The organism is Catalinimonas alkaloidigena, from assembly GCF_900100765.1.
GTDB lineage: Bacteria > Bacteroidota > Bacteroidia > Cytophagales > Flexibacteraceae > Mooreia > Mooreia alkaloidigena.
The window spans coordinates 274232-300807 of sequence record NZ_FNFO01000002.1; the positions used below are offsets into that span (position 1 = coordinate 274232).

The 26576-nt window shown below is 58.7% G+C and carries 22 protein-coding genes; 9 read left to right on the forward strand and 13 right to left on the reverse strand.

The genetic code is table 11. The features are described from left to right. Positions 1–60: 60 nt before the first annotated feature. Positions 61–711, forward strand: coding sequence for a hypothetical protein (locus BLR44_RS04570; RefSeq protein ID WP_143017116.1), 651 nt, complete (start codon positions 61–63; stop codon positions 709–711). Positions 712–740: 29 nt separating this feature from the next. Here the strand turns inward: BLR44_RS04570 and BLR44_RS04575 are convergent, their stop codons facing one another. Next, a complete protein-coding gene (locus BLR44_RS04575) occupies positions 741–1985 on the reverse strand; it encodes a 3-phosphoshikimate 1-carboxyvinyltransferase (RefSeq protein WP_089679726.1) in 1245 nt (414 codons plus the stop codon). Positions 1986–2245: 260 nt separating this feature from the next. Here BLR44_RS04575 and BLR44_RS04580 point away from each other — a divergent pair, with 260 nt between their 5' ends. After that, positions 2246–2527, forward strand: coding sequence for a YtxH domain-containing protein (locus BLR44_RS04580; protein ID WP_089679728.1), 282 nt, complete (start codon positions 2246–2248; stop codon positions 2525–2527). Between the two features lie 65 nt (positions 2528–2592). On the opposite strand, the gene aroB is transcribed toward BLR44_RS04580, so the two are convergent. Continuing rightward, entirely contained in the window at positions 2593–3636 is a 1044-nt protein-coding gene (gene aroB, locus BLR44_RS04585; RefSeq protein WP_245705973.1) for a 3-dehydroquinate synthase, read from the reverse strand. A gap of 145 nt (positions 3637–3781) precedes the next feature. On the opposite strand from aroB, the gene BLR44_RS04590 reads away from it, so the two are divergent. Beyond that, complete coding sequence (locus BLR44_RS04590) at positions 3782–4960, forward strand: mechanosensitive ion channel family protein (protein ID WP_245705974.1); 1179 nt, start codon at positions 3782–3784, stop codon at positions 4958–4960. A gap of 246 nt (positions 4961–5206) precedes the next feature. On the opposite strand, the gene BLR44_RS04595 is transcribed toward BLR44_RS04590, so the two are convergent. Then, positions 5207–5731, reverse strand: coding sequence for a TlpA family protein disulfide reductase (locus tag BLR44_RS04595; RefSeq protein WP_089679730.1), 525 nt, complete (start codon positions 5729–5731; stop codon positions 5207–5209). Positions 5732–5938: 207 nt separating this feature from the next. Between BLR44_RS04595 and BLR44_RS04600 the strand changes: the two genes are divergently transcribed. Together BLR44_RS04600 and BLR44_RS04605 are read left to right on the forward strand one after the other, a co-directional pair. Beyond that, complete coding sequence (locus tag BLR44_RS04600; protein ID WP_089679732.1) at positions 5939–6430, forward strand: hypothetical protein; 492 nt, start codon at positions 5939–5941, stop codon at positions 6428–6430. Between the two features lie 138 nt (positions 6431–6568). Next, positions 6569–7525 carry a bifunctional helix-turn-helix transcriptional regulator/GNAT family N-acetyltransferase gene (locus BLR44_RS04605; protein ID WP_089679735.1) on the forward strand — a complete coding sequence of 319 codons (957 nt, stop codon included), beginning with the start codon at positions 6569–6571 and terminating at the stop codon, positions 7523–7525. A gap of 4 nt (positions 7526–7529) precedes the next feature. On the opposite strand, the gene BLR44_RS04610 is transcribed toward BLR44_RS04605, so the two are convergent. The 6 genes from BLR44_RS04610 to BLR44_RS04635 form a co-directional block, all read right to left on the reverse strand. Then, positions 7530–7958 (reverse strand): NUDIX domain-containing protein, encoded by a 429-nt coding sequence (locus tag BLR44_RS04610; RefSeq protein WP_089679737.1) that lies wholly within the window; start codon positions 7956–7958, stop codon positions 7530–7532. A gap of 77 nt (positions 7959–8035) precedes the next feature. Further along, positions 8036–10633 carry a rifamycin-inactivating phosphotransferase gene (gene rph, locus BLR44_RS04615; RefSeq protein WP_089679739.1) on the reverse strand — a complete coding sequence of 866 codons (2598 nt, stop codon included), beginning with the start codon at positions 10631–10633 and terminating at the stop codon, positions 8036–8038. A gap of 11 nt (positions 10634–10644) precedes the next feature. Continuing rightward, on the reverse strand, positions 10645–11097 hold the full coding sequence (locus BLR44_RS04620; RefSeq protein ID WP_089679741.1) for a MarR family winged helix-turn-helix transcriptional regulator: 453 nt from the start codon (positions 11095–11097) through the stop codon (positions 10645–10647). Between the two features lie 114 nt (positions 11098–11211). After that, a complete protein-coding gene (locus BLR44_RS04625) occupies positions 11212–11844 on the reverse strand; it encodes a class I SAM-dependent methyltransferase (protein ID WP_089679743.1) in 633 nt (210 codons plus the stop codon). Between the two features lie 54 nt (positions 11845–11898). Further along, on the reverse strand, positions 11899–12981 hold the full coding sequence (pheA, locus tag BLR44_RS04630) for a prephenate dehydratase (RefSeq protein ID WP_089679745.1): 1083 nt from the start codon (positions 12979–12981) through the stop codon (positions 11899–11901). 117 nt (positions 12982–13098) lie between these two features. Next, positions 13099–14343 carry a cation:proton antiporter gene (locus BLR44_RS04635; protein ID WP_089679747.1) on the reverse strand — a complete coding sequence of 415 codons (1245 nt, stop codon included), beginning with the start codon at positions 14341–14343 and terminating at the stop codon, positions 13099–13101. A 636-nt stretch (positions 14344–14979) separates the two neighbouring features. Here BLR44_RS04635 and BLR44_RS04640 point away from each other — a divergent pair. Continuing rightward, complete coding sequence (locus BLR44_RS04640) at positions 14980–15195, forward strand: hypothetical protein (protein ID WP_143017117.1); 216 nt, start codon at positions 14980–14982, stop codon at positions 15193–15195. 20 nt (positions 15196–15215) lie between these two features. Here BLR44_RS04640 and BLR44_RS04645 read toward each other — a convergent pair whose 3' ends face one another. Then, the gene (locus BLR44_RS04645; protein ID WP_089679751.1) at positions 15216–17633 is read right to left on the reverse strand and encodes an FtsX-like permease family protein; all 2418 of its coding nucleotides are present in this window, start codon (positions 17631–17633) and stop codon (positions 15216–15218) included. 511 nt (positions 17634–18144) lie between these two features. Here BLR44_RS04645 and BLR44_RS04650 point away from each other — a divergent pair. From BLR44_RS04650 to BLR44_RS04660, 3 genes are all read left to right on the forward strand, one after another. Beyond that, on the forward strand, positions 18145–19926 hold the full coding sequence (locus BLR44_RS04650) for an FAD-dependent oxidoreductase (protein ID WP_089679753.1): 1782 nt from the start codon (positions 18145–18147) through the stop codon (positions 19924–19926). Continuing rightward, the gene (locus BLR44_RS04655) at positions 19923–21767 is read left to right on the forward strand and encodes a 2-oxoacid:acceptor oxidoreductase subunit alpha (protein WP_089679755.1); all 1845 of its coding nucleotides are present in this window, start codon (positions 19923–19925) and stop codon (positions 21765–21767) included. Before BLR44_RS04650 ends, BLR44_RS04655 begins: the two co-directional genes overlap by 4 nt. Positions 21768–21931: 164 nt before the next feature. Next, positions 21932–22984: a 2-oxoacid:ferredoxin oxidoreductase subunit beta gene (locus BLR44_RS04660; RefSeq protein WP_089679759.1), complete on the forward strand. Its 1053-nt coding sequence runs from the start codon at positions 21932–21934 to the stop codon at positions 22982–22984. A gap of 12 nt (positions 22985–22996) precedes the next feature. Here the strand turns inward: BLR44_RS04660 and BLR44_RS04665 are convergent, their stop codons facing one another. The 3 genes from BLR44_RS04665 to BLR44_RS04675 form a co-directional block, all read right to left on the reverse strand. Beyond that, positions 22997–24745 carry a family 43 glycosylhydrolase gene (locus tag BLR44_RS04665; RefSeq protein ID WP_089679762.1) on the reverse strand — a complete coding sequence of 583 codons (1749 nt, stop codon included), beginning with the start codon at positions 24743–24745 and terminating at the stop codon, positions 22997–22999. 78 nt (positions 24746–24823) lie between these two features. Further along, positions 24824–25279, reverse strand: a complete 456-nt coding sequence (locus BLR44_RS04670; RefSeq protein ID WP_089679764.1) for a GNAT family N-acetyltransferase — start codon at positions 25277–25279, stop codon at positions 24824–24826. A 55-nt stretch (positions 25280–25334) separates the two neighbouring features. Then, positions 25335–26423 carry a zinc-binding metallopeptidase family protein gene (locus BLR44_RS04675; RefSeq protein ID WP_089679766.1) on the reverse strand — a complete coding sequence of 363 codons (1089 nt, stop codon included), beginning with the start codon at positions 26421–26423 and terminating at the stop codon, positions 25335–25337. Positions 26424–26576 lie beyond the last annotated feature (153 nt).

The following is a 26576-nucleotide window of genomic DNA, read 5'->3' on the forward strand; positions in this document are numbered from 1 at the left end:
CCTCTTCTCTCTTTATGTCTGATACTGAGTATTATATTCGGAAGCTGTTCTGGTCATTCAATGGAAGAAGGGATTCCTGATGAGCAGGTTGCTGCAGACAGCAGCCCTTACTTTGGCCTCACGAAGGCGTTTGCCTACCAGGATTCGTTGGGTGGGTATGACGTTACCGATGTTTACGAGAAATGGTATGATTCGCTGACGCTCCAGCCTATTTTTTCCACGGATGAGTATCTTCTATTCTTCAGGCTTTTTAGGCGCAACGACGCTTTGATTTTAACACCTACTGAGGTACTGGAGATGCAGAGGAAAGCGACGGGCGATAGCGTAACTTTTTCCCGAAAGCTGGTGATCGGAAATGATACCACAGCATGTCGTTTTACTCTGCCCTTCGATACAGCAGAAGGACTATCGCGGCAGATGAAGACGCTTCAGACAATGAGTCTTTCGCCTGCCTGTGTCTACTGCTCTAACGTGGCGGATGCAGAATGGACCTTAATTGAACTAAACATCAACGGTGACTATGCGGTGTACGAGCGAAGTGCGGCGGAGTATATGTATTTACAATCGGACTATCTAAGAAAGCATCCGGACGATCCGTTGAAGTTGGCCCCTTTTCGTAGACTAATTGCCACTATGGACTCACTCTACCGTATCCATTGTGAAGAACCTGGCTTTCGGGAGCGGCTGACACTTCCCGTGAAGCGGAATTGACTCAATGGAAAAGGGGGCACGGTTGGTGATTAGGGCGCCGCTTCGCGGATGATGTCGAAATCGGCGGTTTCCAAATCCTGCCAGAAACTCGGATATGATTTGTTGACCACGTCCGGGTCTTCGATGCGGAGGGGCTGGCGGAGTGCCAGCGGCGCAAAAGCCATCGCCATGCGGTGATCGTCGTAAGTGTGGATGGTCGTCAGTTCGTGGGTCGGCATCGGTTGGGCGAGGCGTAGGGTCCAGTGACCGGGGTGCGTCTCTTCGATGCGGTGGCCGAACTTGCCCAGCTCCTGTTGCAACGCCAGAATGCGGTCGGTTTCCTTCACCCGCAGGCTTTCCAGCCCCGTGGCTTGCAACTGGATGCCTTTGGCGGCACACACCACAAAAATCGTCTGTGCCACATCGGGGCAATCCACAAAATTGATGGTCGTCTCTTTGGCCGCCGGCGTATGGGTCAGCCGCAGGCCGCCGTCGATGAACTCGGTCTGCACACCCAGCGGCCGCATAAGTTCCACCAGCCGGCTATCGCCTTGCAACGAATCCTTTTTCAGACCCTTCAAGACGATTTCGGCGTCGGTGGCCAGCGCCGCAATGGCGTACCAGTAACTCGCGCCCGACCAGTCCGATTCCACAGTATATTCCTGGGCGAGGTAAGGCTGCGGTCCCACGCTCAGCAGGTTGCCGTGCCACTCCGAGTCCACGCCGAAGTCGCGCATCAGCGCGCGGGTCATCTCGATGTAGGGCCGCGATCCGATGGGTCCGGTCAGTTCGATTTCCAAGCCGTCGGGCAGCGTCGGGGCCACCATCAGCAGCGCCGAAATGTACTGACTGCTGATGTTGCCGGGCAGCGTCACGCGGTGGTGGCCTTCGTAGTGAAACCCTTCCAGGCGCATGGGCGGGTAGCCTTCGTGGTTCAGGTAGGTGATCTGCGCTCCGATTTGCCGCAGGGCGTCGACCAGGGGGCCAATGGGGCGTTCGCACATGCGGGGCGTGCCCGTCATCACCTTGGTCTGCCCCGAGAGGGCGTAATAGGCCGTCAGGAAGCGCATCGTGGTGCCGGCGTCGAGTACGTCGACTTCTTCTTCGTCCGATTGCAGCAGGCGCATCATCGTTTGCGTATCGCGGGCGGCGGCAAGGTTGTGCAGCGGCGTATCGGTCCCCGACAGCGCGCGGATGATCAGCAGGCGATTACTTTCACTCTTGGACGAAGGCAGGGGGATGGTGCATTGCACCCGGCCGGTAGGATGGGTCAGTGTGACGGATGAAACAGACATGTACTCAAATTAAGTGGAAAACCGCCGGTCGAAAAGCTCCTGAAATCACAACGCCGAAACGTACGCTCGCCGACCCTAATGCGTCATTGGCGGCGAATTTCCGAAACTTGCTTTTGTTTTTAAGAAAAAATGGAAAAAAAATCAAGGGATGTAACCACGTTTACGAAATTAGAGTATACAACGTTGACTCATCGTAGTATGCGAATACTAATCCGAGTGTCAATAAAATTGATTTCTTACCACATTTAAACCACAAAATTATGGACGACGGTAAAGTGCTTTTGGGATTTCTGATCGGTGTGACTACGGGTGTTGTAGCAGGCATTCTGCTGGCGCCAAGCACTGGCGAAGATACCCGGAAGGCAATTTCAGACAAGGCCTCGGATTATTCGAGCGATGCCGGTGAACAGTTGAACAAGTTCATGGACAAGGTATCGGAATTTATTGACGCTTCGCTGGCCACCATCAACAAAAAGACCGACGAATACGAAGTGAAGGCAAAAGATGCTGTTGAGAAGGCGAAGAACGCTGTCAACAAATAGTCGAGTAGTCTGCACCTGACCTATACAAGCCTCTTGCTTCCAGAAGCAAGAGGCTTTTTTGTGCGCTAGGCCGTCTGGTAGTACGCCAGCGCCTCGACCATGGCGGTTTCCGCAATCGACTGGTCGTAACGGGCACGGCCGGGGGCTTCGAGCAGAACGCTGCGGATGATGCCGTCGCGGTTTTTCTTGTCCTGGCGCGCCAGCGGTACAATCCCGGCAATGTCGTCTGCGCTCAGCGTTACCTTCCCGTACAGGTCGAGGAGCCACGTCTGCATCGTCCGGAAGTCGGCTTCGGACAGGCCGCTCTGCTGCACCGACAGGTAACCCTCGCAGATCATCCCCACGGCAATGGCCTCACCGTGCAGAATGGCTCGGTCGGGGTGCGCCAGCAGCCAGCTTTCGACCGCATGGCCCACCGTATGCCCGAAGTTCAGCAGCTTGCGCTCGCCTTTTTCTTTCGGATCGCGCTCCGTAATCCCCGATTTGATGGCGACCGAGTGTTCGACCAGGGCGAGCCAGTCCTGTTGTGCGAACGGGACCTGCCGCAGGGCTTCCCACTGCTGAGCATCGGCAATGAGGCAGTGTTTGATGACCTCGGCAAAGCCCGAACGCAACTCACGGGTGGGCAGGGTCCGGAGAAAATCGGTGCCGATCAGCACGGCGGCCGGCTGCGCAAACACCCCGACGTGGTTCTTGTAACCTTCGAAATCGACCCCTAACTTCCCACCGACCGACGCATCGACCTGCGCCAGCAGTGTGGTCGGCAGTTGCACGAAGTCGACGCCGCGCTTGTAAGTCGCAGCACAAAAGCCGCCCATGTCGCCCATGACGCCACCGCCCAGGTTCAGCACCACGCCGTGCCGGTCGAACTGCTGTTCGGTCAGAAAGTGCCAGATTTGCTGGCAGGTGGCCAGGTGTTTGTGCTGCTCGCCCGCCGGTACGGTATACGTCACGTGGGGCGGCAGCACCTCGGCCAGTAGGGGGTAACAGTCGCGCTGGGTGTTGGTGTCGGTCAGAACCGCAATTTTCGAGTACGAGCGGTCCGCGAGCCATTGGGCTAGCGTCGGGCCGATGTTTTCCTGAATCAGAAGCGTTGTCGTCTGCGTCACGGAGGCAAGCGTTTGGGGTAGGGCGCGCAAGATACGAGATTCAGCCTAACCCTGCGGCCGACTTTGCGTAGCAGACAGGAGAAGAAACGATCTGCATCTCCGCAGCCTGCATCCATCCACCGCTCATCCCACCGTTTCTTGACACATGCTTACCGCTTACATGGATCAACTCAATGCGCTCTCGCCTTGGTTGCAACTTCTTTTCTGGATTTCCGCTGCCCTGATCGGTAGCCTGATCGTCGGTTTACTGCTGCGCTGGCTGATGTTCCGCGTCGTGGGCTATTACGAACGGACGTACAATTACTACCTCCTCGAATCGGTCATCAAGCACCTGCGTCGCCCGCTGGCGGTGTTCATGCCGCTGTTCATTCTGGCGCTGGTGATTCCGGCCACGCCGGTGCAGGCCCTGATCCGGGAACTGCCCTACGTGGAATTTACCGTCAACAAGGTGGTGAAAGTGCTGCTGCTGCTGGCGTTAGGATGGCTGGTCCTGCGGATTCTGAACGTGATTCAGGACGTCGTGTTTGCGCAGTACTCCATCGCGACGGACAACAACTTTACGGCCCGCAAGGTCCGCACGCAGATGCAGTTCATCAAAAAGCTGGCGTCGGTGGCGGTGGTGATCATCATTTCGTCGATCATCCTGATGAGCTTCGAAAGCGTGCGGCAGTTCGGCACGGGCCTGTTGACCTCGGCTGGCGTCGCGGGGATCATCGTCGGCTTTGCGGCGCAGAAGTCAATTGCCAATCTGCTGGCGGGTTTTCAGATCGCCTTCACGCAGCCGATCCGCATCGACGACGTGGTGATTGCCGAAGGGGAGTGGGGACGGATCGAAGAGATTACGCTGACCTACGTGGTAGTGTGCATCTGGGACAAGCGCCGCCTCATTCTGCCGATTACCTACTTCATCGACCATCCGTTTCAGAACTGGACGCGCGTTTCGGCCGATATTATGGGCTCCGTTTTTCTCTACACCGACTACACCATTCCGATCGAACCGCTGCGCGACGAACTGACGCGGTTGCTGGAATCGAGCAAGTTGTGGGACCGGAAGGTAAACGTGTTACAGGTGACCGACTCCAAGGAGCACACGCTCGAACTGCGGGCGCTGATGAGCGCGGCCACCTCGTCCGATGCGTGGGACCTGCGCTGTTATGTGCGCGAAAATCTGGTCAACTTCATTCAGAAGAATTACCCGGAATGCCTGCCCCGGACGCGGGCGCTGCTGGCGCGCGACGAACCCCGCCCCTCGCAAAACGGACACGCTCACTCGGAAGAGATCAGTCCCGGTGCCGAACCACCCGAAAAGCGCCAGGAAGGGTAAAAGAGTTCAGACCCGGCCCGCCGGGCGGTTCAGCGTTCGCCTCAGAAACCATTGTCCCTAGCGTTTTAACGGGTACCCGCCCGGGGAAAAGCGTCGGACACCGGTGGTTTGCCAGCACTCACAATCCACACGAAGTCGAACATCAAAGCCAGATGTTGGAATAGAGAGAGCCGCAACTCGGCCTTGTGTCTCCTATGAGTTCTCCAGACCTTGCCTTTCAACTTCGAACTCATAACTCCCAACGTTCTACAGCGTCGGCAAAATCTGATCGATCGGCGTCTCGCCTTCAAATTTCTGCACCAGTTTTCCCTCGTCGGAGTACACGTAGATCGACGGCGTGGGGATGGAGCCGAACTGCTGGAGCACGTTCACGACCGAGGTGGTCCCGAAGTGAAAGTTGGGCACGTCGGCAAATTGATAGTCGACCGCAAACTGCCGGACTTCGGCCAGGGGCGCGCTCGAAATGAAATAGACCTGGTAATCGTAGAAGCGCCCGAGGTTCTCGTGAATCTGCCGGGCTTCGCGTTGGCAGTGGTCGCAGTCGGGCTGAAACAGCACCAGGACCGTTTTGCCGGAGAGGCCGTTGATCTGTTGCGTAGAGCCGTCGGTCAGGCTGACCGGAATCGGCGGAAGGTCGTTTTGCGGCGCGGCGGGGGCGGGTGCTGCCGACGGCGTGGCCGGAGCCGGGGGTGGCGTGGTCTCTTTCTCTTTTTTCGCGGAACAGCTCGCCAGAGCCAGCACCAGTACCAGCGGAAATACGACATGTTTCATAGCCTCCAAAGTACGCGATTTGGGACATACCGTACGCAAAATGATGACCCGGTGCAGGCAGATAGGCGGTTGGGAAAATCTCCCGAGGTATCTTCTAAAAATGGGGTGTTGTGCGGATAGGTGTAAACAATTTTACGATTTGTGCGTAAATAGAAGTATATCAAGCATATACTGCACATTGATTGTTTCATTAAACGCGACTATAATATGAAATTCATACAGACCATTCAACAGAAAACCGGATTTGCCCTTTTGGCGGGAGCTTGCAGCCTGATGCTACTCGGCAGCTGTAACAAAGAGCTGACCAAGCAGGACGTGCAGGAGAACATCGAAGAGGCACGAGAGGCCACGCAGGAAGCTGAGGAAGAGACCAAAGAGGCGCTGGCTTCGCGCGAGCAGTATTACGAAGATTTCCGGGCCCAGAAAGTAAAAGAGCTGGAAGATCGCAGTGAGAAGATCGACGATCGGGTGAAAGAGCTGAAGAAGATTTCTGACAAAGAGGGCAACACCCGCGCTTCGGACGACATCAAATCGGCGATTGACGAGTTGCAGCGCGAAAAAGAAGACATCAACCAGAAGATCGAAGAAGCCAAATCGATTCAGGAAACCGACTGGACTAGCTCGTACGACGAACTGGATAAGTCGATTGCTCAGATCGAAGGCGAAATTGATAAGCTGGAACAGAGCCTGGAGAATTAGTAGCGTACCGACGAAGCATTTGATGAGAAGCCTTCTTTTACCGGAGGCTTCTTTTTTTGTGCCCTTTGGCTGAAACACTTGACAAGCATTGAAAAAGAATTCACATTTACGTAACTGGTTACGTAAATAGATTCTGATATGGATTTCTTCGAGAAAACTGGAAAGATGGCCATCGGGAGCCGGCTGCGCATGCTCAGCGAACGGCTAACCGACGAAGCGACGGCCGTCTACCGCTCGTATGGCGTAGACCTCAAACCCAAATGGTTCCCGGTCTTTTTCGTGCTTTCGCAGGGAGAAGCGAAAACCGTGACGGCCTTGGCGGAAGAGATCGGCCATACACACCCCTCGGTAAGCAAAATTGTGCGCGAAATGGCCAAAGGCGGACTGGTAGAGGAGCGGAAAGACAAGCGCGACGGACGTAAAAATGTGATCAGTCTTTCGGAAAAGGGACGGGCGGTACAGGGCCAGTTGGCCGACCAATACGCCGACGTCAACCAGGCCATCGAGCACCTGCTGGCGCAAACCCGCCACGACCTCTGGAAGGCGCTGGAAGAGTGGGAGTTTCTGCTGAGCCAGCAGTCGCTGTTTCGGCGTGTGCAGGCGTGTCGGAAGGAGCGGGAGGCCCGGAACGTACAGATTGTGCCCTACGAGCCGAACTATCAGGAAGCCTTTCGGTCCCTCAATGAAGCGTGGATCTCCGCCTACTTCACGATGGAACCGGCCGACTACAAAGCGCTGGACCATCCGCAGGAGTACATTCTGGACCGGGGCGGGCACATCCTGGTCGCGCTTTACAACGACGAACCGTTAGGTGTTTGCGCCCTGATTCCGATGGACGACCCCGACTACGAGTTCGAGCTGGCGAAAATGGCGGTTTCGCCGCGGGCGCAGGGCAAAGGGCTGGGCTGGCTGTTGGGGCAGGCCGTGGTGGACAAGGCGCGTTTGCTCGGGGCCACGAAACTGTACCTGGAAAGCAATACGCGCCTGGAACCTGCCATCAGCCTCTACCACAAACTGGGCTTTCAGAAAGTGGTGGGACACCCCACGCCCTACGAACGAAGTAATATTCAGATGGAGTTGATCCTTACGCCATAAGTGCTTAGCGCAGGTGGGCTGCCTCACTGTGCAGCGCGTCGGCCAGCCAGAATTCCGACATCCGCAAGAGGTTATCGGGCAGCGCATCGGGCGGAAAGAAGCGAAATTCCAGCGACTCGTCGTTCAGCACGATCGGTCCTTCTTCTGTGAAAGAGGCTTTCAGGTAGATCGTCACGTAATGCACCGCTGCCTGGTCGGGATAAGCGTAAACCTGCGTCAGCGGATCGGAGTAGACGCCGATTAATTGCTCGATGCGGCACCACCGCCCCGTTTCCTCCCACACTTCGCGGACGGCCGCCTGTTCGACCGTTTCTCCGAACTCGAATTTCCCGGAAATCAGGCCCCACTGCTGTTCTAGTTTGCGTTTTTGCAGAAGCACCTCTCCACGGGCGTTGGTGAGGAAAACAGCGATGGCCGGGCGGGTAAGTGACATGCGTGACAAGGCGTTGCGGAACACGAGTCTACGGAATTTCGCCGACCTGTCCTAGCCCCGTGTCGCCAGCGGCCCCGTCACAGAAGTTCCACGTACCCGTCGGTCCCGTTCACCCGGATTCGTTGCTGGTCTCTAATCAACCGAGTTGCATTTTCTACGCCGACCACGGCGGGCAGGCCATATTCGCGGGCGATGACGGCCCCGTGGGTCATCAGTCCGCCCACTTCGGTCACCAGACCTTTGAGGGAAACGAACAGGGGCGTCCAGCTCGGGTCTGTAAAGGTCGTGACCAGGATGTCGCCTTCTTCCAGTTCAGCTTCAGCGAGGTGGGTGATGACGCGTGCGCGTCCCTCTACCGTGCCGGACGAAACCGCCAGTCCCACCAGGGCATCGGCGGGGAGGTGTTCGCGTGGGTAGGTCCCCGTCACAATTTCGCCGTCGGACGTCATGACGCGGGGCGGGGTGAGTTGCGCGTGGCGGCAGTGTTCCTCTTTGCGCTGGTCGATGAGCCGGGCGTCTACTATACGGGTGCGGACGGCGTCGCGGAACTCCTCGAACGTGAGAAAATAGACGTCCTCCCGGTGGGGAATAACGCCCGCCTCTACGAGCCGGTCGGCTTCGCGAAGTAACGCCTGCCGGTAGACGAACGTCCGACTCACGATGCTGTACTTGGGGTATTCGCGGTACCCGGCGAAATTCCGCAGGAGGGCGATGTGCCGTTGGGTAGCCTCGGCTTTGTATGTGCCCTCCGGCAGTTGTTTCAGGCGCGCCAAGATGTCCCGCTCTGTTCGCAGCGCGTGCTGCCGTCCCTGTTCAAATTTGAGTTTTCCGGCCCCGGGCGCGACGTTTTTCAGGTTGTTGAGAAGCATGGGTAGCAAGAGGGTGGGCTTTTCGGCCCAGCGCGTACGGGTAATGTCGATTTCGCCGCTGCACCGCATGCCGTAGCGGTCTAGGTACGCCCGGATGGCGTCGCGGGCTTCGGCGCCACCTTCAAACCGGTCCAGCTGCTCCAGAAAATCCTCTTCCGTGGTGTGTTGCAGGTACGCGACAAGTTCCGGATACGGACGAAGCACATCGGCCACGTCCAGGAGCGCCAGCCCCATTTCCGACGTGATGTTGTTTGGCACCGATTGCGAGAGCGCGTCGGCTGCGTTTTTCTCGCCCAGCCACTCCTCCAGGTGTGTATTGAGCCAGGCCGCTGCGTTCACGGCCGTCATGACCAGCCGCAGCGTTTGCGCGACCGTTGTGCTCTGGCGCATCTGCCGGATGTCTTCCTCAATGCACGCAACTACTGCCTCGCCCGAGCGGGTCCGAATGGTTTGCTGGAGCGCGGCCAGCTCAGCTTTGCTACGCGCCATCAGTTCAGTCACGAGGGCCACCGGCGGTTCGTCTGCCACGAGAGGCGGGTCCAGGGCCGAGGGTGGTGCAGCGGACGAGGCAGGGAGGGAGCCGATGAACTCTTCTCGCTTCAGTAAGGTCACCAGCGCGTCTTTGATGAGCGGATCGTGTTGCCCCATGGCATGGAGGAGTAAGTTCCGGCCGGTGGGAGAGGCCAGCGTGTCGGCCACTTCCACAAACAACCGGCCTCCTGCTTGGTACATCGGGCGGGAAGCGAGCATCTGCCACATTGACCAACCCAGCGGTCGCATGGGATCGGTCATCATCTGCTGGTGTCCTACCGAGAGGTAGACGCGCGGGCCTTTCGCTTCGGGTGCCTCGGGAAGGGGATACAGCGTCGTGATCGGGCGGCTCTGAACCAGGTAGAATTCGTCTTCTGCCCAACACCACTCGATGTCCTGAGGTGCCCCGAAATGCGTTTCGACGTGCTGGCCGATGCGAGCCAGCGCCAGAAGTTGCGCATCTGTCAGGACAGGGCGTTGCTGTTGCTCCGGTGCAATCGCCCGTGGTTCGGTGCCGCCGGTCGGGGACGCGTACAGCGCCCACGGCTTGGTTGCGATTTTGCGGTCGATCACCGCCTCGTGGCGAACGCGATAGCGATCCGCCGCCGCCTGACCGGACACCAGCGCCTCTCCCAGACCGAAACACGCTTCGATGGACACCACCCGGCGGTGGGAAGTGACGGGATCGGCCGTGAACAATACGCCCGACGCCTGCGGGAAAACCATTTTCTGAATTACCACGGCTTGGTGAACGTGGCGGTGGTCAAAGCCGTGTTGAAGGCGGTAGGCAACGGCCCGTTCGGTGAACAGCGAAGCCCAGCACCGACTGACGTGCCGCAGGATGGTTTCCGCGCCGACAAGGTTCAGGTACGTGTCCTGTTGTCCGGCAAACGAGGCCGTCGGCAAATCTTCGGCGGTGGCGCTGGAACGTACGGCATAGGCGTGGGCTGCACCTAACCGGGCAAGGTGACGACCAACTTCTTCCCGAAGGCCCGCCGGAAGGGGAGCGGTTTCGAGGGCCTGACGCACGGCTCCGCTCAATGCCGCAATCTGCGCCCGATCGTCCACGTTGAGCCGCGCCAGTTGCGCCAAAAGCGGAGGCACCGACGGGGTTGCCGCAAGGACGTCCCGGAAGGCATCCGTGGTAATGCAAAACCCCTCCGGTACGCGAATGCCCACCATGGTGGACAGTTCGCCCAGGTGAGCCCCTTTCCCGCCGACAAGCGCCAGGTGGGTTCGGTCAATTTCCTGGAAATCAAGTACGTACGAACGCATACGGGTGGAATTTAGCGGGTGAGGCGGTGGACGGTGTCGTTCATGAGGTCGATCGCTTTTGTAAAGAACGTCTCAATCGTTTGCAGTTCTTCTTCCGAAAAAGACGCGATCAGGTCGTCGGTCCGGGTGCGGTAGTCTCGGTAGAGCGGTGCCAAAAGCGCCATGATCTTTTGCGTATCCGGTACGATGATCACCTTCCGCCTGTCGTCGGGAGAAAACTGGCGTTTGACCAGCTTTCGCTTCTCAAAGCGGTCGATCAGCCCGGTAACGGCGCCGGTCGTCAGGCCGGTCAGCGTGGCCAGTTCGCCCGCCGTCATCTGGCCTTTCTGCATCAGAAACCCCAGGTACTTGTGGTCTGTGCCCGAAAGTCCCGCCTTGCGGGCGATGGCCTCGTGCATCTGAAGGGACGTAAAGGCATAGCGCTGGTTGAGTTTTCTGAGGCGCGACAGGAGCGTGTCATCCATATGTCTTAATGACTAATTATCTTAGTTACTAAGATATGTGAATCGCCTGATTGTGCCAACTCTTGCGAAGAAAAGAAGGCAATCCAGCAGCAGTCAGGGCGAAGGAACGGCGGTTTAGGCGGGTTTGCGGCAGGTGATCTGCCAGAATTTCTGAGAAGGCTTGGGGCCTGCCTGTTGGGCGGGTTCGTCGATTTCCTTGGCTTCCATCAATCCGTAGCGACCAAATTCCTCTTCCACAGCGGCGGCATCGTAAAAGAAAAGGGTAACCCCGTGCCTGGTCTCAAACTGGTTTTTGCCGCGCGCTATGCCGTCGCCATAAGCCGCGGTGCGCGTGGAAATGGCCACAAACACCATAAAGCCGCCGGGGCGGAGCTGGCGATAACAGTCGGCAATCAGTTTGGCGCGCTCCGGAGCGTCCAGCAGGTGGATGAGCGCGTAGCAGAAAACGCCATCGTACCTACGTTGGTCGAACGGCATATCCGTCACCGAGCCATGATGCACCTGAAGGCGGTCCCCGTAATGCTGCCGGGCCAGATGAATGGCGGTTTCCGAAATCTCGATGCCCGTCACGTTCGCGCCCTGGTCCGTAAATGGCGCGGCGTTTCTGCCGTAGCCGAAGCCGGGGATGAGCACGTTCCTGAGCCCTTGCGCCTGAAACAACGCCGCGGTGGCCACGGCAGAATCGGCCGGAGCGAAGCCCCACATGGTCTGTTTATCCCGAAAACTCGATTCCCAGAATTCTGTCATGACGAAGCCGGAAGTGGTGGTATGGGTTGAGGCTAATTCAGTGATCGACGAGCATCAGCACAGCTTGACATAACTGCCGAGCCACTGGAGTACGTCGGCGTGCTGTTCGATGACGGGCTTTATGCGTGCGTCGTCGATGTGGCCGTCCAGGTCCACAAAAAACATGTACTGGAAGTTCCGGCCGCTTTTGGCAGGGCGGCTCTCAATTTTCGTGAGGTTGATGCCCGCGCGGTGGAAATCCTGCAGGAACGTGACCAGGCTGCCCGGCTCGTCGGAGTGGGGGAGGCGCGCCAGCAGAGAAGTCTTGTCGTTGCCGCTGGGCTGGCTTTTGAAATCCCGGGCCACCACCAGAAAGCGCGTGAAATTGTCGGTGGAGTCTTCGATGTTGTCGAACAGCATCGGCAGGTCGTAAAGCCGCGCGGCGATGTGCGAGCAGATGGCGGCGGCGTGCGGATCGTTCAGCGCCAGCTTGGCCGCCCGCGACGTGGAGTCGACCGGCACCAGTTCCGGCTTTTGTTCGCGGAACGTCGCGTCCAGAAAGCGGCGGCACTGCCCGAACGCAATGTCTTTCGAATAGATTTTCTTGATTTCGTGGAGGCGGTCGTTCACCGACGCGAACGCAAAGTGGATCGGCATCGGAATTTCGGCGGCGATCTTCAGGTCCTGCATGGCCGCGAGCTGATCCATCGTTTCGGGCACGAGCCCCTCCTGGTTGTTCTCGATGGGGATGATGCCGAACCGGGCGCGGTTGGTCTGCACCGCTTCGAAAACGGCCCGGATGTCGCCCAGCGGCATGTATTCGCTCACCGCCCCGAACCGGCTTTCGGCTGCCTGGTGCGTAAAACTCCCCTCCGGTCCCAGGTACGCTACCCGTTCGGGCAGCTCGAAGTTGCGGCTGATCGCAAAAATCTCCAGAAAAATGGCCTCGATGGCGGCCCGGCTCAACAGCCCTTGGTTCGTCGCACTCAGCCGATCGATGATGGCCTTTTCGCGTTCGGGGCGGTAAATAATGGTATTGCTCTGGCGTTTCAGTTCGCCCACCTGCCGGACGTAGCCCATGCGCTGGTTCAGCAGCTGCAACAGTTGGCTGTCGACTTCGTCGATCTGGTGGCGTAACTCGTCAAGGGAAAGAGACATGAAAAAGGGGAGAATGAGTGAGTAGTGTGACTGCGCGAATGTGTAATGGGGTGAATGAGGCGGTTGAGACTATAATGACAATCATCAACGCACGCATTCACTTCTTCACCAACTTGGTTAGCCCGTACCGACTTTCAGGCGACGCACGAGCGGCTCGATGCTCAGGCCCTGCACCACGATGGAGAAGATGACAACCAGGTAGGTAACGGCCACAATCAGTTCGCGGGGCATGTCGCCCGGCAGCGAGAGGGCCAGCGCGACCGAGATGCCGCCGCGCAAACCGCCCCAGGTCAGGATCGTGATGGTATAGGGCACAAAATCGCGCCGCAGGCTCATGAGCGAAATGGGCAACCCGACCGAAATCAGGCGGGCCAGCAGCACGATCACGATGGCGGCCGCGCCGATCAGGAAATACTCCCGGTGGAATTCCAGCACCAGCACTTCCAGCCCGATCAGGACGAACAACACCGCGTTGAGCACCTCGTCGATCATCTCCCAGAACAGGTCCACGTAGTCGCGCGTCTCGTCCGACATCGCAAATTTACGGCCCTGTTGGCTCATAACCAGGCCCATCACCACCACGGCCAGCGGTCCCGAAAGGTGGAGCTGTTGCGCCAGCAGATAACCGCCGGTCACCATCGCAAGGGTGATGAGTACCTCGACCACGTAGGCATCGATCGACTTCAGCAGCAGGTAGCCGCCGTAGCCCAGCGCCAGCCCGAACAGTCCGCCCCCGAGGGCTTCCTGTGCAAACAGGGTGGCGATTTCGCCTGCGCCCACTTCCCCTGCGCCCAGTTGGGCAATTTCCAGCAGCGTCAGGAACACCACCACGGCCACGCCGTCGTTGAACAGCGACTCGCCCGTAATTTTTACTTCCAGTTCCTTGGGTACGTGGGCTTTGTGCAGAATGCTCAGCACCGCGATGGGGTCGGTGGGCGAAATCAGCGAGCCGAACAGCAGGCAATAAATGTAGTCGATCGGGAAGCCCACCCACTGAAGCAGGAAGTAAAAGCCCGTCCCGACCATGAAGGTGGAGGCCACCACGCCCAGCGTGGCGAAAATCAGCACCGGCCACCGTTGCTGGTGCAGGGCGGTGACGTCGACGTGCAGTGCTCCGGCGAACAGCAGAAAACTCAGCATCACCTCCATCAGCACCTGCGAAAAGTCGATTTCGCTCAGCGCCCGACTGATCGGCTGCACCAGTTCCGGATCGAAAATGCCCAAAACGATGAGGAGGAGCGAAAGAAAGAGGGCGATCAACATCAGCCCGATCGTGGTCGGGAGCCGCAAAAAGCGGTGGTTGATGTACCCAAACGCCGCCGAAAGGCTGATGAGAATGCCAAATGCCTGAAAGTAATCCATGTAGCACCAAAACTAGCCTTCGGCCGTTGATTGCGCAAAAGTTGGGGGACGATCGTGCGGACGTGGGTACGGATGCCGGAGCGGGCAGAAAATCCGACGACCCCGGAGGAGCCGCCGGACCCAAGCAAACAAAAATGGTGAAGCGGGTTTACCCTTTGGGGCAAATGCGTATTTAGGAAACACGCGGAAACTTCGGCCTGATACCGAGTGGGTTGTATCTCGCCGACGGGGTTTCCCGTAATGGTTACGAATGCAGAACCGGTGCTGATGCCCGCCACACGTCGCCGAAAGCACCCGGGGTCCGATGCGCCGACGTAATCCGGAACGTGCCGGACCCATTGACCACCCCCGTGGCAACCACGGTGCGGTGATGACGAAACCTCACGACTCAGACCAGACTAATTCGGCAGATCCTCGTAGTTTTGCGCGATAAGGTCCTGATTCTGTGAGGTGAAACGATCAGTTTTGTCCGAAACACAACAAAACTAGTGAGGGCTCCGGCCATTTTTTTGTAAAAAGACGTCGTTACACGCACCCCACCCCAAAGTCGACTTTTTACAAGATTGTGTCCCTTGCAAGAGGGTATTTTTAGTACAATTTTCCTACTGTTTTTGTGAACGCTCCGTTCGTCTCCTTATGAAAAGTAGAATCCTGGCACTGGTGCTGTTGCTGATACTTCTGGGATACAGTTTTGGGCCCACACGCCGTGACTCCGACTGGCGTATGGTATTTCGCCCGGCACCGACCGATTCCGTGCAGGTTACGCAGGCACCTGCCCGCCGCCCGGCGACGCCGTTCCTGTTGGGCATGGAAGCCAAAGCCCCCGTCTCAACGGCATTTCAGGCCCAGTAAACCACCAAAAAAGTGTGCAGTTAGTCGGCACGCAGGGTATCGACCGGATTGGTCCACGCCGCCCGCACGGTAAGCCAGCTCACCGTAAACCACGCCAGCAGCAGGGCCGCAAGGCCGGCCAGTAGAAAAATATCGGCGCGCAGCGAAATGTGGTAAGCAAAGTCTTCCAGCCAGCGCGACATGCCGAGGTACACCACCGGAATGGCCAGCACCAGCGCAATGCCGATCAGCAGCGTAAAATTCTTCCCCAGCAGCAGTACAATTTGCGATTCGGAGGCACCCAGCACCTTGCGGATGCCGATCTCCCGCTTGCGTTTCTGAATGGAAAAGGCGGTGAGCCCCAGTAGGCCGAGCGAGGCAATAAGGGCGGCCAGCGTCGCAAAAATCCCCGCCAGTTTGCTGAAATTCTGTTCGCTGTGGTAGAGTTGCTGCAACTCGTCGTTCAGAAAGTAGTAATCGAAGGCGTCCTGGTCGGTAAACTGCTGCCAGGTTGCGCCAATGTCGCGAATCACGCCGGGCAGGTCGTCGGTCTGCACGCGGACCAGGACATAGTGTGTAAAGTAATTCTTCAGTTTCTCCAGACTGCAGTAGTCGATCAGCAGCGGACCTACTTTGTAGTGCAGTGATCCGTAGTGAAAATCGTCGACCACGCCCACCACGCGGATGCGCCCTTCGAGCGTTCCCTCGATGTGTTGCCCGATGGCCTCTTCGGGGGTCGCCCAGCCCATCTCCTGCATCATGGCCCGGTTGATCAGCGCAATGATGTTTTCCGACTCGTACGTACTCGGGAAGTCGTTTCCGGCCAGCAGTGGAATGCCCAGCGTTTTGGTCAGGTCGTCGCGCACGTACATCACCGAATACAGCTTCATGTCGTCGTCGCTACCGCCCACGGGTCGGTAGGTCGAATTGGGCGTGCCCGTGCCCGGAATTTCGTTGACGCCCGTCACCGCCCGGATCGCGCTGTGCGTCAGGAGTTGCTGCTTGAAGGCATCGTATTTCGACACGAGCGAGGTGCGTTCGACCGGCAGCACCACTACTTGTTCGGCTTCGAAACCGAGGCGTGCTTTCTGGATGTAGCGCAACTGGCGGTAGGCGGTGATGGTAGCGCCGATCAGCGCAATGGAGATGAAAAACTGCACGACCACCAGGCTTTGCCGCAGCCAGGCGTTGCCTGTAGGCCGTCCGCCGGTGCGGCCCTTCAGCACTTCGACCGGTCGGAACGACGACAGCACAAACGCGGGGTAGCTTCCGGCGGCGATGCCGATCAGCAAGGTAGCAGCCAGAAAAAGCACCCAAACGCCGCTCTGGTGTTGCAGACTCAGGTGACGGTCGGTCAGGTTGTTGAGCACCGGCAGGGCCAGCCAGGCCAGAAACACGGCCAGCGCGGCGGCCATCAGGCACAGAATGATCGATTCGGCCAGAAACTGAGCGATTAGCTGGCCGGGATGCGCCCCGGCGACCTTCCGGATGCCCACTTCCTTGGCCCGGTCGAAAGCACGGGCCGTCGAGAGGTTGATAAAATTGATGCCTGCAATCAGGAGCAGAAACACGGCCACCGTTCCCACGATCCAGATGAGGCGGATGTTGCTGTTGGGTTCGATGTTGCCTTCGGCCAGCGAGTGCAGGTGAATGTCGGTTAGCGGTTCGAGCTGGAAGCGTGCCGTCTCTTTCAGGGCAGGATGGAGGTGCCGCTGCGCAAACTGCGGGAGCTGCGCCTGGAGTGTGGCGGTATCGGCCGCGTCGCGCAACAGGGCGTAGGTCCAGACGGGGTTGGTGTACCAGTCTTCGTCCGGAATGCCCTTGGGCATGATGGTCCGCAGGGCGGCAAACGAAGCCAGCAGCTCGTAGTGAAAATGGGACGCCGGGGGCGGATCGGCCACTACGGCCGTCACGTGCAGGTCGTGCAGCTTCTCAAACTGCAGCACTTTCCCCATCGGGTCGGCGGGGCCAAAATACCGTTGCGCCGCCGACTGGGTCATCACCACGCTGTACGGATCGTCGAGGGCGGTTTGCGGATTGCCCTTCAGAAACTGCGCGTCGAAGACCCGGAAAAAGGTCGAATCGGCAAAGAAGAACGCCGACTCGTTGAACTGCCGTCGGTTGCCGACCGGATCTTCGTACTGCAGCGGTAGCGTAGCCGACTGAAAGTTGTACAGGCGGACGGTCGCTTCTACCTGTTCGGGATAGTCCAGTTGCAGCGTGGGGCCAACCGGAAACGGGACGCTCGCCGCGATGCCCAGGTTCGGGTCGGTTTCCAGCACCCGGACGATGCGACGGGCTTTGGTGTGGTGGCGGTCGAACGTCAACTCGTGGTTGATGTAGAGGACAATGAGCAGAATCCCCGCCAGCCCGACGGCCAGCCCAACTAAGTTGATGATCGTATAACCACGATTCTTCAGCAGATTACGAAGTGCAATCGTAAGGTAGTTGCGGAGCATGAGCGTTTCAGAACAAGAGCAATGGAGCAGATCAACTTATAAACTTACGGAAAGATCTGCCTACCTACCTGATTCTTGTGGCGTCTTGGAGGTTCGTCGGCTGTTTTCCCTGACTTGTCCTGTCATAAAATGGGTTAGTGCTAAAAAAGAAGACGTGCGAGTAGGGCGGTTTTGGGGGAAGTGACGATTGCGGGCCCCGCGGGTAAGAAGGCGAAAGCAAGCCTGCGGGCTACTGTAGAGTTGGGGGAATAGGAAGCCTCCCCGCCGCGCTGAGTATGGAAGGGGGGCGGATGATCTCTTTTCCCGAGGTAGCCGGTTTTGCGTTTGCCTCCTCACGAAACGTGTGGATAAAAAGAGCAATGGCGTTGCCCGCGATGCGTAAAGTTTCTTATAATTACGTAACTTCCTTTTGCCTGCGCTGAATCGCCGCTTCCTGCCACCACCTGATACGGGAAGTGCCTGACCCCCAGCGCATCACCTACACTGATTTGTTCACCAGAATGCCCCGATTTTGGAACCCACCCATCCTACCCAAGACCCCGAATACTTCCATCGGGTGGTCGACTGCCAGTACGCCTGTCCCGCCCACACGCCCGTCCCGGAATACATCCGCCTGATTGCCGCCGAGCGCTACACCGACGCCTACATGATCAACTGGGAATCGAACGTGTTTCCCGGCATCCTGGGCCGCACGTGCGACCGCCCCTGCGAACCGGCCTGCCGCCGCGGACGCGTCGAAGAAGAACCCGTTGCCATCTGCCGCCTGAAACGCGTCGCCGCCGACAACAAAGGCGAAGTCCGACACCGGATGCCCCAAGTCCCGACCCAGAAGAATGGGAAGCGCATCGCCCTGATCGGCGGTGGTCCCGCCTCGCTGACGGTGGCGCGCGACCTGGCCCCGCAGGGCTACGAAATTCACCTCTACGACGAATGGAACAAGGGCGGCGGCATGATGCGCACGCAGATTCCCGCGTTTCGCTTGCCCGAATCCGTCCTCGACGAGGAGGTGAATTACATCCTCGACATGGGCATCCACACCCACTTCAACCAGTTTGTCTCGAGTCTAAAAGAAATTCTGGATAAAGAGTACGACGCGGTTTTTGTAGGCACCGGCGCACCGAAGGGCCGCGACCTGATGCTGCCCGGCCGTGAAGAAGCGGGCAACCAGGTCCACATCGGCATCCAGTTTCTGGCCAACGTCGCCTTCGGGCACCTCACGCAGGTCGGGAAAAAGATAATTGTGCTGGGTGGTGGCAACACCGCGATGGACTGCTGCCGGACGTCGCGTCGGCTCGGTGGCGAACAGGTCCACGTGGTGGTGCGCAGCCCGTTCGAAGAGATGAAGGCATCGCCCTGGGAAATCCGCGATGCGCTGGCCGAAGACATTCCGATCCTGAATAACATGCCGCCGAAGGAGTTTGTCGTGGAAAACGGCAAGCTGAAGGGCATGATCTTCGGCAAGGTACGGGCCGAATACGACGAGAACGGTCGCCGGAAACTGATTCCGACGGGCGAACCCGACGTCTTCATTGAGGCCGACGAAGTGATCATCGCCATCGGGCAGGACAACGCCTTCCCCTGGATCGAACGGGACTTGGGCATCGAGTTCGGCAAGTGGGATTTACCTGTATTGAACAAGATCACGTTCCAATCGACCCGTCCTAACGTCTTCTTCGGAGGTGATGCCGCTTTCGGACCGGAAAACGTGATCACGGCCGTCGCCCACGGACACCAGGCCGCCATTTCCATCCATAATTTCTGCCAGGGCAAAGACGTGCTGGATCGCCCCGCGCCGATGACGAACCTCGTCAGCCAGAAGATGGGGATCCACGAGTGGAGCTACGACAGCCCCGTGGTGGTGGACGAGCGCTATGCCGTGCCGCACGAGAACAAAGCCATTGCATTGCAGGACCGCAAGGTGGAAGTGGAACTGGGTTTCGACGAGCCGACGGGTTTCAAGGAAGCACAGCGCTGCCTGAACTGCGATGTGCAGACGGTCTTTACGCCGCAAAGCTGCATCGAGTGCGACGCCTGTGTCGACATCTGCCCGACCACCTGCATCACCTTCACGGAAAACGGCGACGAAGCCGACCTCCGCACCCGCCTCAATGCGCCCGCCGAGAATACCCACCAACCGCTGTACGTGTCGGAAGAACTGCCGACGAAGCGCGTGATGGTGAAAGACGAAGATGTGTGCCTGCACTGCGGACTGTGTGCCGAGCGCTGCCCGACGGCGGCGTGGGACATGCAGAAATACTGGTATAATGTGACCAAAGCGTCGAAGATTTTATGAGGAACGGAGCGATTGTGAATGATATGGTGGTCCGGTTCGCTAACGTAAACGGCACCGGATCGGCCAGCGCGAACGAGATGTTTGCCAAGGCCATTTTTCGGATGGGAATCCCCGTTACTCCCAAAAACATTTTCCCGTCGAACATCCAGGGGTTGCCCACGTGGTACGAGGTCCGTATCAACGAGCACGGCTACCTGGGCCGCCGGGAGGGCATTGACCTGCTGGTGGGCGTCAACCCGCAGAGCTACACGAAAGACATCGAGTCGATCCGGCCGGGGGGCTACTTCGTTTACGACAACACCAAGCGGCTGCACCCCGAGTTTTTCCGGGCCGACATTCAGTTCATCGGCATCCCGATGATGCGGCTCTGCATGGAGCATTTTCAGGTGCCGCGCCAGCAGCAGCTCTTCAAAAACATCGTCTACGTCGGGGCGCTGGCCGCGTTGCTGGACCTTGAACTGACGGTGGTGCAGGACATCATCCGCGATCAGTTCGGGAAGAAGCCGAAGCTGATCGACGCCAACTTCCTCGCCCTGGACCTGGGCTACCAGTACGCCAAAGAAAACTACGAGTGTCCGCTCGACATCCGGGTGGAACGTCGCGATGCGGTCGGCGATCAGATCATGATCGACGGCAACACGGCCACGGCCCTGGGCGCGATCTACGCGGGATGCACCGTCGCGGCCTGGTATCCGATTACGCCGTCGACGTCGGTCGTGAAAGCCTTCGAAGACTACGCCAAGAAGCTACGGGTCGATCCGGAAACGGGGAAGAACCTGTACGCGCTCGTGCAGGCGGAAGACGAACTGGCGGCCATCGGGATGGTGATCGGCGCGACCTGGAACGGCGCGCGTGCTTTCACGGCGACCAGCGGTCCGGGCGTCTCGCTGATGAGCGAATTCCTGGGACTAGCCTACTTCGCCGAGATTCCCGTCGTATTGGTGAACGTGCAGCGGGGCGGCCCTTCAACCGGCATGCCGACCCGCACGCAACAGGCCGATCTGATTTCGTCGGCGTACGCCTCGCACGGCGATACCAAACAGGTGCTGCTGTTTCCGAGCACGCCGGCCGAATGTTTCGACATGACGGTCGATGCGTTCGATCTGGCCGAACGGTTGCAGACGCCCGTCATCTTGATGTCGGACCTGGACCTGGGGATGAATTCGCACCTCTCGCCGCCGCTGGCGTGGGACGATGCCCGTGCCTACGACCGGGGCAAAGTGCTGGACGCCGCCGCGCTGGACGAAATCGAGACGTTCGGGCGCTACCTCGACGTGGACGGCGACGGCATCTGTTACCGGACCATTCCGGGGACGCACCCGACCAAGGGCGCGTTCTTCACCCGGGGGACTTCGCGCGACGAGTACGCCCGTTACACGGAAGACGGCGACGTCAACGTGCGGATACTGAACCGGATGCTGCAAAAATGGGAAACGGCGAAAGCATACGTGCCCGCGCCGGAACTCTACCAGGAAGGACACCACCACGACTACGGCCTGATCTTCTTCGGGACGTCGAGTTACGCCACGCTGGAAGCAATGGATCGCCTGGAAAAACAGGGCATCCGGGTCGATGCGATGCGCGTCCGGGCATTTCCGTTCAACCACACCGTCGAGGAGTTCATTGCGGAACACGAGCGGGTGTTTGTGATCGAGCAGAACCGCGACAAACAATTCCGCTCCCTGCTGGTCAACGAACTGGAAATCCATCCCAAAAAACTGATCTCCATTCTGAATTACAACGGCATGCCCATCACGGCCGGGGCCATCATGAAGCAGATCCAGCAGGAACTGCCCACCGTAACGACCACGTCGCCGGTCAACGGGCAGTTAAAACATTGATAGCAGCCCTATTCCATTCTGTCATCGCCCGTTGCCACGGTGGCCGGCGACCCGGCTCGAACGGAGCATAGCGCAGTGAGAGATCTTCTAACTTCTAGAGCAAGATTTCTCCCGTTGGTCGAAATGACAGAAATAGAGAAGGACAATCCACGAAGAATTTCACCATGACCTACATTAAACCTGCCTTCCGCCACCCGGGACTAGCCAAAAACAAAATCGGCTTTGCCCGCGCCGACTACGAAGGCGCGATTTCCACGCTGTGTGCCGGTTGCGGCCACGACTCCATCAGCGGAGCCATCGTCCAGGCTTGTTACGAAATGGCCATCGCGCCGCACCGCCTCGCGAAACTGTCGGGCATCGGCTGTTCCTCTAAAACCCCGACGTATTTCCTGGGCAAATCACACGGGTTCAACTCCGTACACGGACGCATGCCCTCCATCACCACCGGGGCCAACATGGCGAACCGCGACCTGATTTACCTGGGTGTCTCTGGCGATGGCGATACGGCCTCCATCGGGATGGGGCAGTTTTGTCACGCCGTGCGACGGAACCTCAACATGATGTACGTCGTGATGAACAACGGCTGTTACGGCCTCACGAAGGGACAGGACTCCGCCACCGCCGACTTCGGTTCTGTCAGCAAAGCGGGATCGGAGAATGCCTTTCCGGCCATTGACCTCGTGGGGCTGGCCCTGGAACTGGGCGCGACGTTTGTAGCCCGGAGCTTTTCGGGTGATAAGAAACAACTCGTGCCGCTCATCAAGGCGGCGCTGTCGCATCCGGGGTTTGCCTTCATCGACGTGATTTCGCCGTGCGTTACCTTCAACAACAATCCGGGTTCGACCAAGTCGTACGACTTCGTGCGGGAGCACATCGCCTCCACCTCGGTGCTCGACTTCGTGCCGGAACAGGAAGAAATCACGGTCGACTACGGCGAAGGAACGTCCGCTTCGGTGGTGTTGCACGACGGTTCGCTACTTCAGTTGCACAAGCTCAACCCCGACTGGGACCCTACGGATCGTGACTCGGCGGTGAATAACCTGCAACACGCCAAGGCGCGGGGGCAGATCCTGACCGGCTTGCTCTACATCGATCCCAAGAGCCACGACCTGCACCAGGTCCTCAACACGGTGGCGCAACCACTCAACACGCTGAGGAAAGACCAACTTTGCCCCGGTTCGGCGGCGCTGGAAAAAATCAACGCGGAGTTCCGGTAAAGCCCGGTGGGGCTATTTCGCTTCTACCGTTTCGGAGAGGGGTGCTACCCCGTTTTCGTTGAACGCCTCGACAGCGAAGTAATACGTCTGGTCCACGTTCAGGCTGCGCAGGTCGAGCGAATGCTGATCGTACACTAGCCACGAGCTATAGAGCTTGTCGGGCGCGATGCCCCACCGCACGTTGTAACCCTGCGCGTTGGCCTGGGCTTTCCAGGTGAGCTGCACGTTGCGGCGATCCTGGTCACGGACGGCCTGCAACTGCCGCACCTTGCTCGGAGTTTTGCCGGAGCCGAGACCGAACACCCGCACGCCCGAGAGGGCCAGGTGGGGCGTAGGCACATGCAGACTGCGGAAGCGGATCAGACGCGCGCGGACAGGCGTGGCCAGCTCCACGTAATCGTTCGGTACGTCCGTGTAATTTTTGCTCTTGTCCACCAGCGTCGTCCAGGTTTTTCCATCCAACGACCCCTCGATCACATACTGGTGATACAGACTATCCTGCCGTCCGTACAGGTTCGACTGGTAGTCGTGGTAATTCAGTTGGAGGGCATGGACCGTGGCGGCTTTTTCCAGGTCGATTTGCAGCCATTGGTCGTTTGTGGGACCGTCGGCCACCCAGAAGGTCTTCACGCGTTCGTCGGTCACGTGGCTCGCGTCCAGCGTGTCGAGCGTAGAAGAGGCGGTCACTGGCTTTTTGTACGACAGCAGCATCCAGCCCCGAAATTCTCCCTGCCGTTCCGGATCGCTCGGGGCGTAGTGCGGATAGTCGCCGAACGAGGTGTTGGCATGCATCAGCCCGTCGGCATCGAAAAAGGTAGGAAACATGGCGAGTCGCCGCTCGAAGTTGTAGTTGACCGAAATGGCTATCGTGCCGAAATGCCACAACTGACCGCCCGGTCCTTCGACGGTGCTGCCGTGTCCGGCCCCGTTGATGAAGCCGCCCGGCTTGTAGCTCACCGGGTTGTTCGGTGCGTATTCGTACGGTCCCAGCGGGTCGTCGGCCACGTAAACGCCATCGGCATAGGTGTTCCATTCCGTGCCCGGTGCGGCGTATTGCATGTAGTACCGCCCGTTGTGTTTGGTGAGCCACGCGCCTTCCATGTAGCCCGCCAGCGTAGGGTGGTCGTGGTTTTCGCCGAAGCGCTCCCAGCCGTGCTGGTCTTCGTGCAGCTTGAAAAACTCGATCGGTTCGGTTTTGGGAATGAACCGCTGTTGCGGGTCCAGCTCGTAGCCACGGATCGGGTAGGTATTCGACGATCCCCAGAACATGAACGCCCGCCCGTCGTCGTCGATGAAAAAATCGGGGTCCTGCAAATTCCACAGGATGGCGGGCACCGATTTCCAGTCGCCCTTCTTCGGGTTATCGGTGTACAACAGGCTCATGATGCCCGAAGGATCGCCCGTTACGTACAGTACCGAATCCTTGTAGTTATGAGCGGCCGGGGCGTTTGACCCCTGAAAGTACCACTTTTCGGGCGTGATGAACTCCCACGTTGTCAGGTCTTTTGAGTGCCAGTAACCCATCGAACGGGTCACGAACATGTAGTACTCGTCGCGGAACCGCACCACCGCCGGATCGGCCCCTGACCGGTAGGACAGGTTGTTGTGCGAGTTGACGATCATGTAGGTGTAATCGAGGTTCAGAGGGTTGCAATAGGTCGTGGGCGGCATGGCCGGCCCTTGCGCCCGGGCGGAAAAGGTCAACAGCCCAAGCAGACAAAAGCTGAGGCTGATGTGTGGGGTGGAACAGAATGACTTCATGGGGCAAAGTTGGTGGATTTCCCCTAGAGGTACGCAGAAACGGGCGCGAGGGCTACGGCGTGTGTCTCCGGCCCCGGCTCACAGCGCCCGCTGCATCTGGTACAGGTCGAAGCCGGGCGCCCAGAAATCGTGTTCCGTACGCACCAGCGTGAACCCCATTTTCTCGTAAAAGCGGTAGACCTCTTGCGTCGTACGAACAACCACCTGCCGGATCTCCGGCCGTTGCCTGAGCCGCTCGAGCCGGTACGAGGTCAGCAGATGCCCGATGCCCTGCCCGTGCCGCTCCGGGTCCACCACGTCCCACGAAAGCCGCGCCAGCTGTTCGTCAGGAAAGTAATTGAGGCCCCCGGCCCCCACGATCGCGCCGTCTGCTTCCACCACGAAGTACTCTTCCCGGTGGCGTTCGAGGTAGGTGCGGTACTCCTGCTCTTCCGACACGTGGAAAAACCGGGGCGTGTTGCGCCGCAGCAGCGCCAGCAGCGCGGGCTGGTCGTCCGGGGTGTAGGCGCGGATCGTGGGGGAGGATCTGGTCATCAGAAACTACTTGAACCGTTGCGCAGGGCATACGATTAGAGCGGATTGCAAGACGTTACTTCCGGCGTACTTTCAGGCAAAGTTGATGCACAAAGGCCAGCTTGTCGACCACAACCGGCGGAATGATGAACGGGTAGAGGTCGGAGTGGCCCATGCTGCGGTTGAGGCTGTTCATGGCGAACGTGAGCGGTAACCACATGTCGATCAGGCCACTCATCTTTTTGACTTCGTACGGATTGCGGTTTACGTCGGCCTTCAGGTTGTCTTTTTTCGAGGCCAGTTCGGGGTCGATGCTCATCCCAAAGGCGTAGGCCGTCTCCAGCGTATCGAGCATGTGGAGGTAGTGCGCCCAGGTTTCGGCCCAGTCTTCCCACGGATGGGCGCTGGCGTAAGGACTGATGTAGTACTGATTCCAGTCGTCGGACGTGCCTTTCTCGTAGTGGCGCTTCAGGGCGGAACTGTAGTCTTCCCGCTCGTCGCCGAACACTTCGCGGAAAGCTTCTTCCTGCCCCATGTCGGCCACCAGGCGATCCCAGTAATAGTGGGCGATTTCGTGGCGGAAGTGTCCCAGCACCGTGCGGTAGGCTTCGCCCATCGCTTTGCGGGCCATTTCCCGCTCGATGTCGTCGGCTTCGGCAATGTTGAGGGTGATGGTGCCGTTGGCGTGGCCGGTCAGCACACGCGGCCCTTTTTTCGGATCGGCCAGAAAATCGAACTCCAGTCCTTTCTCAGGATGCTCGTCTTTCGACATAAACGGCAGACCCAATTGCAGCAGCGTATAGACCAGGCGATGCTTGGCCGCCTCGATGTGCCGCCACCGGTCGTGGTACTCTTCTTTGCTCAGGTTGGGGATGGTGTTGTTCAGCTGGCAGGCTTTGCAAAACGGGTCCTGGCTCTGGGCCGGCACCAGCCAGTTGCAGACACCGTGGCGGTGGTTTTCGCAGTAGCGGTACTTTTCCGAAGGGCCGAACAGCTTGTTGACCAGCCCTTTGCTATACGGTTCGAGGGTATCCTTGCCCTTCTTGACCAGCGGAACGAGCGCCATCTTCTCCGGAATAAACCCCAGGGGGTAGTGACAGCGGACACACTGGTGATTTTCAAAATAGAGCAGTTGCCCGCAGTGCGTACATTTAAAGAGTTTCATAGGATTGAGTCTGTGTGACGGAATCGGGTGGGAGTGGCCGTCGGCCGTGCGCGCGGACGGGTCCGAAACCTTGCCGTACTTAACGAGAATCGGACACGCAGGTTGGCAGCGGTGCCCCGGAAATTTGATTTTTGCGAGCTGGTTCGCACCGCT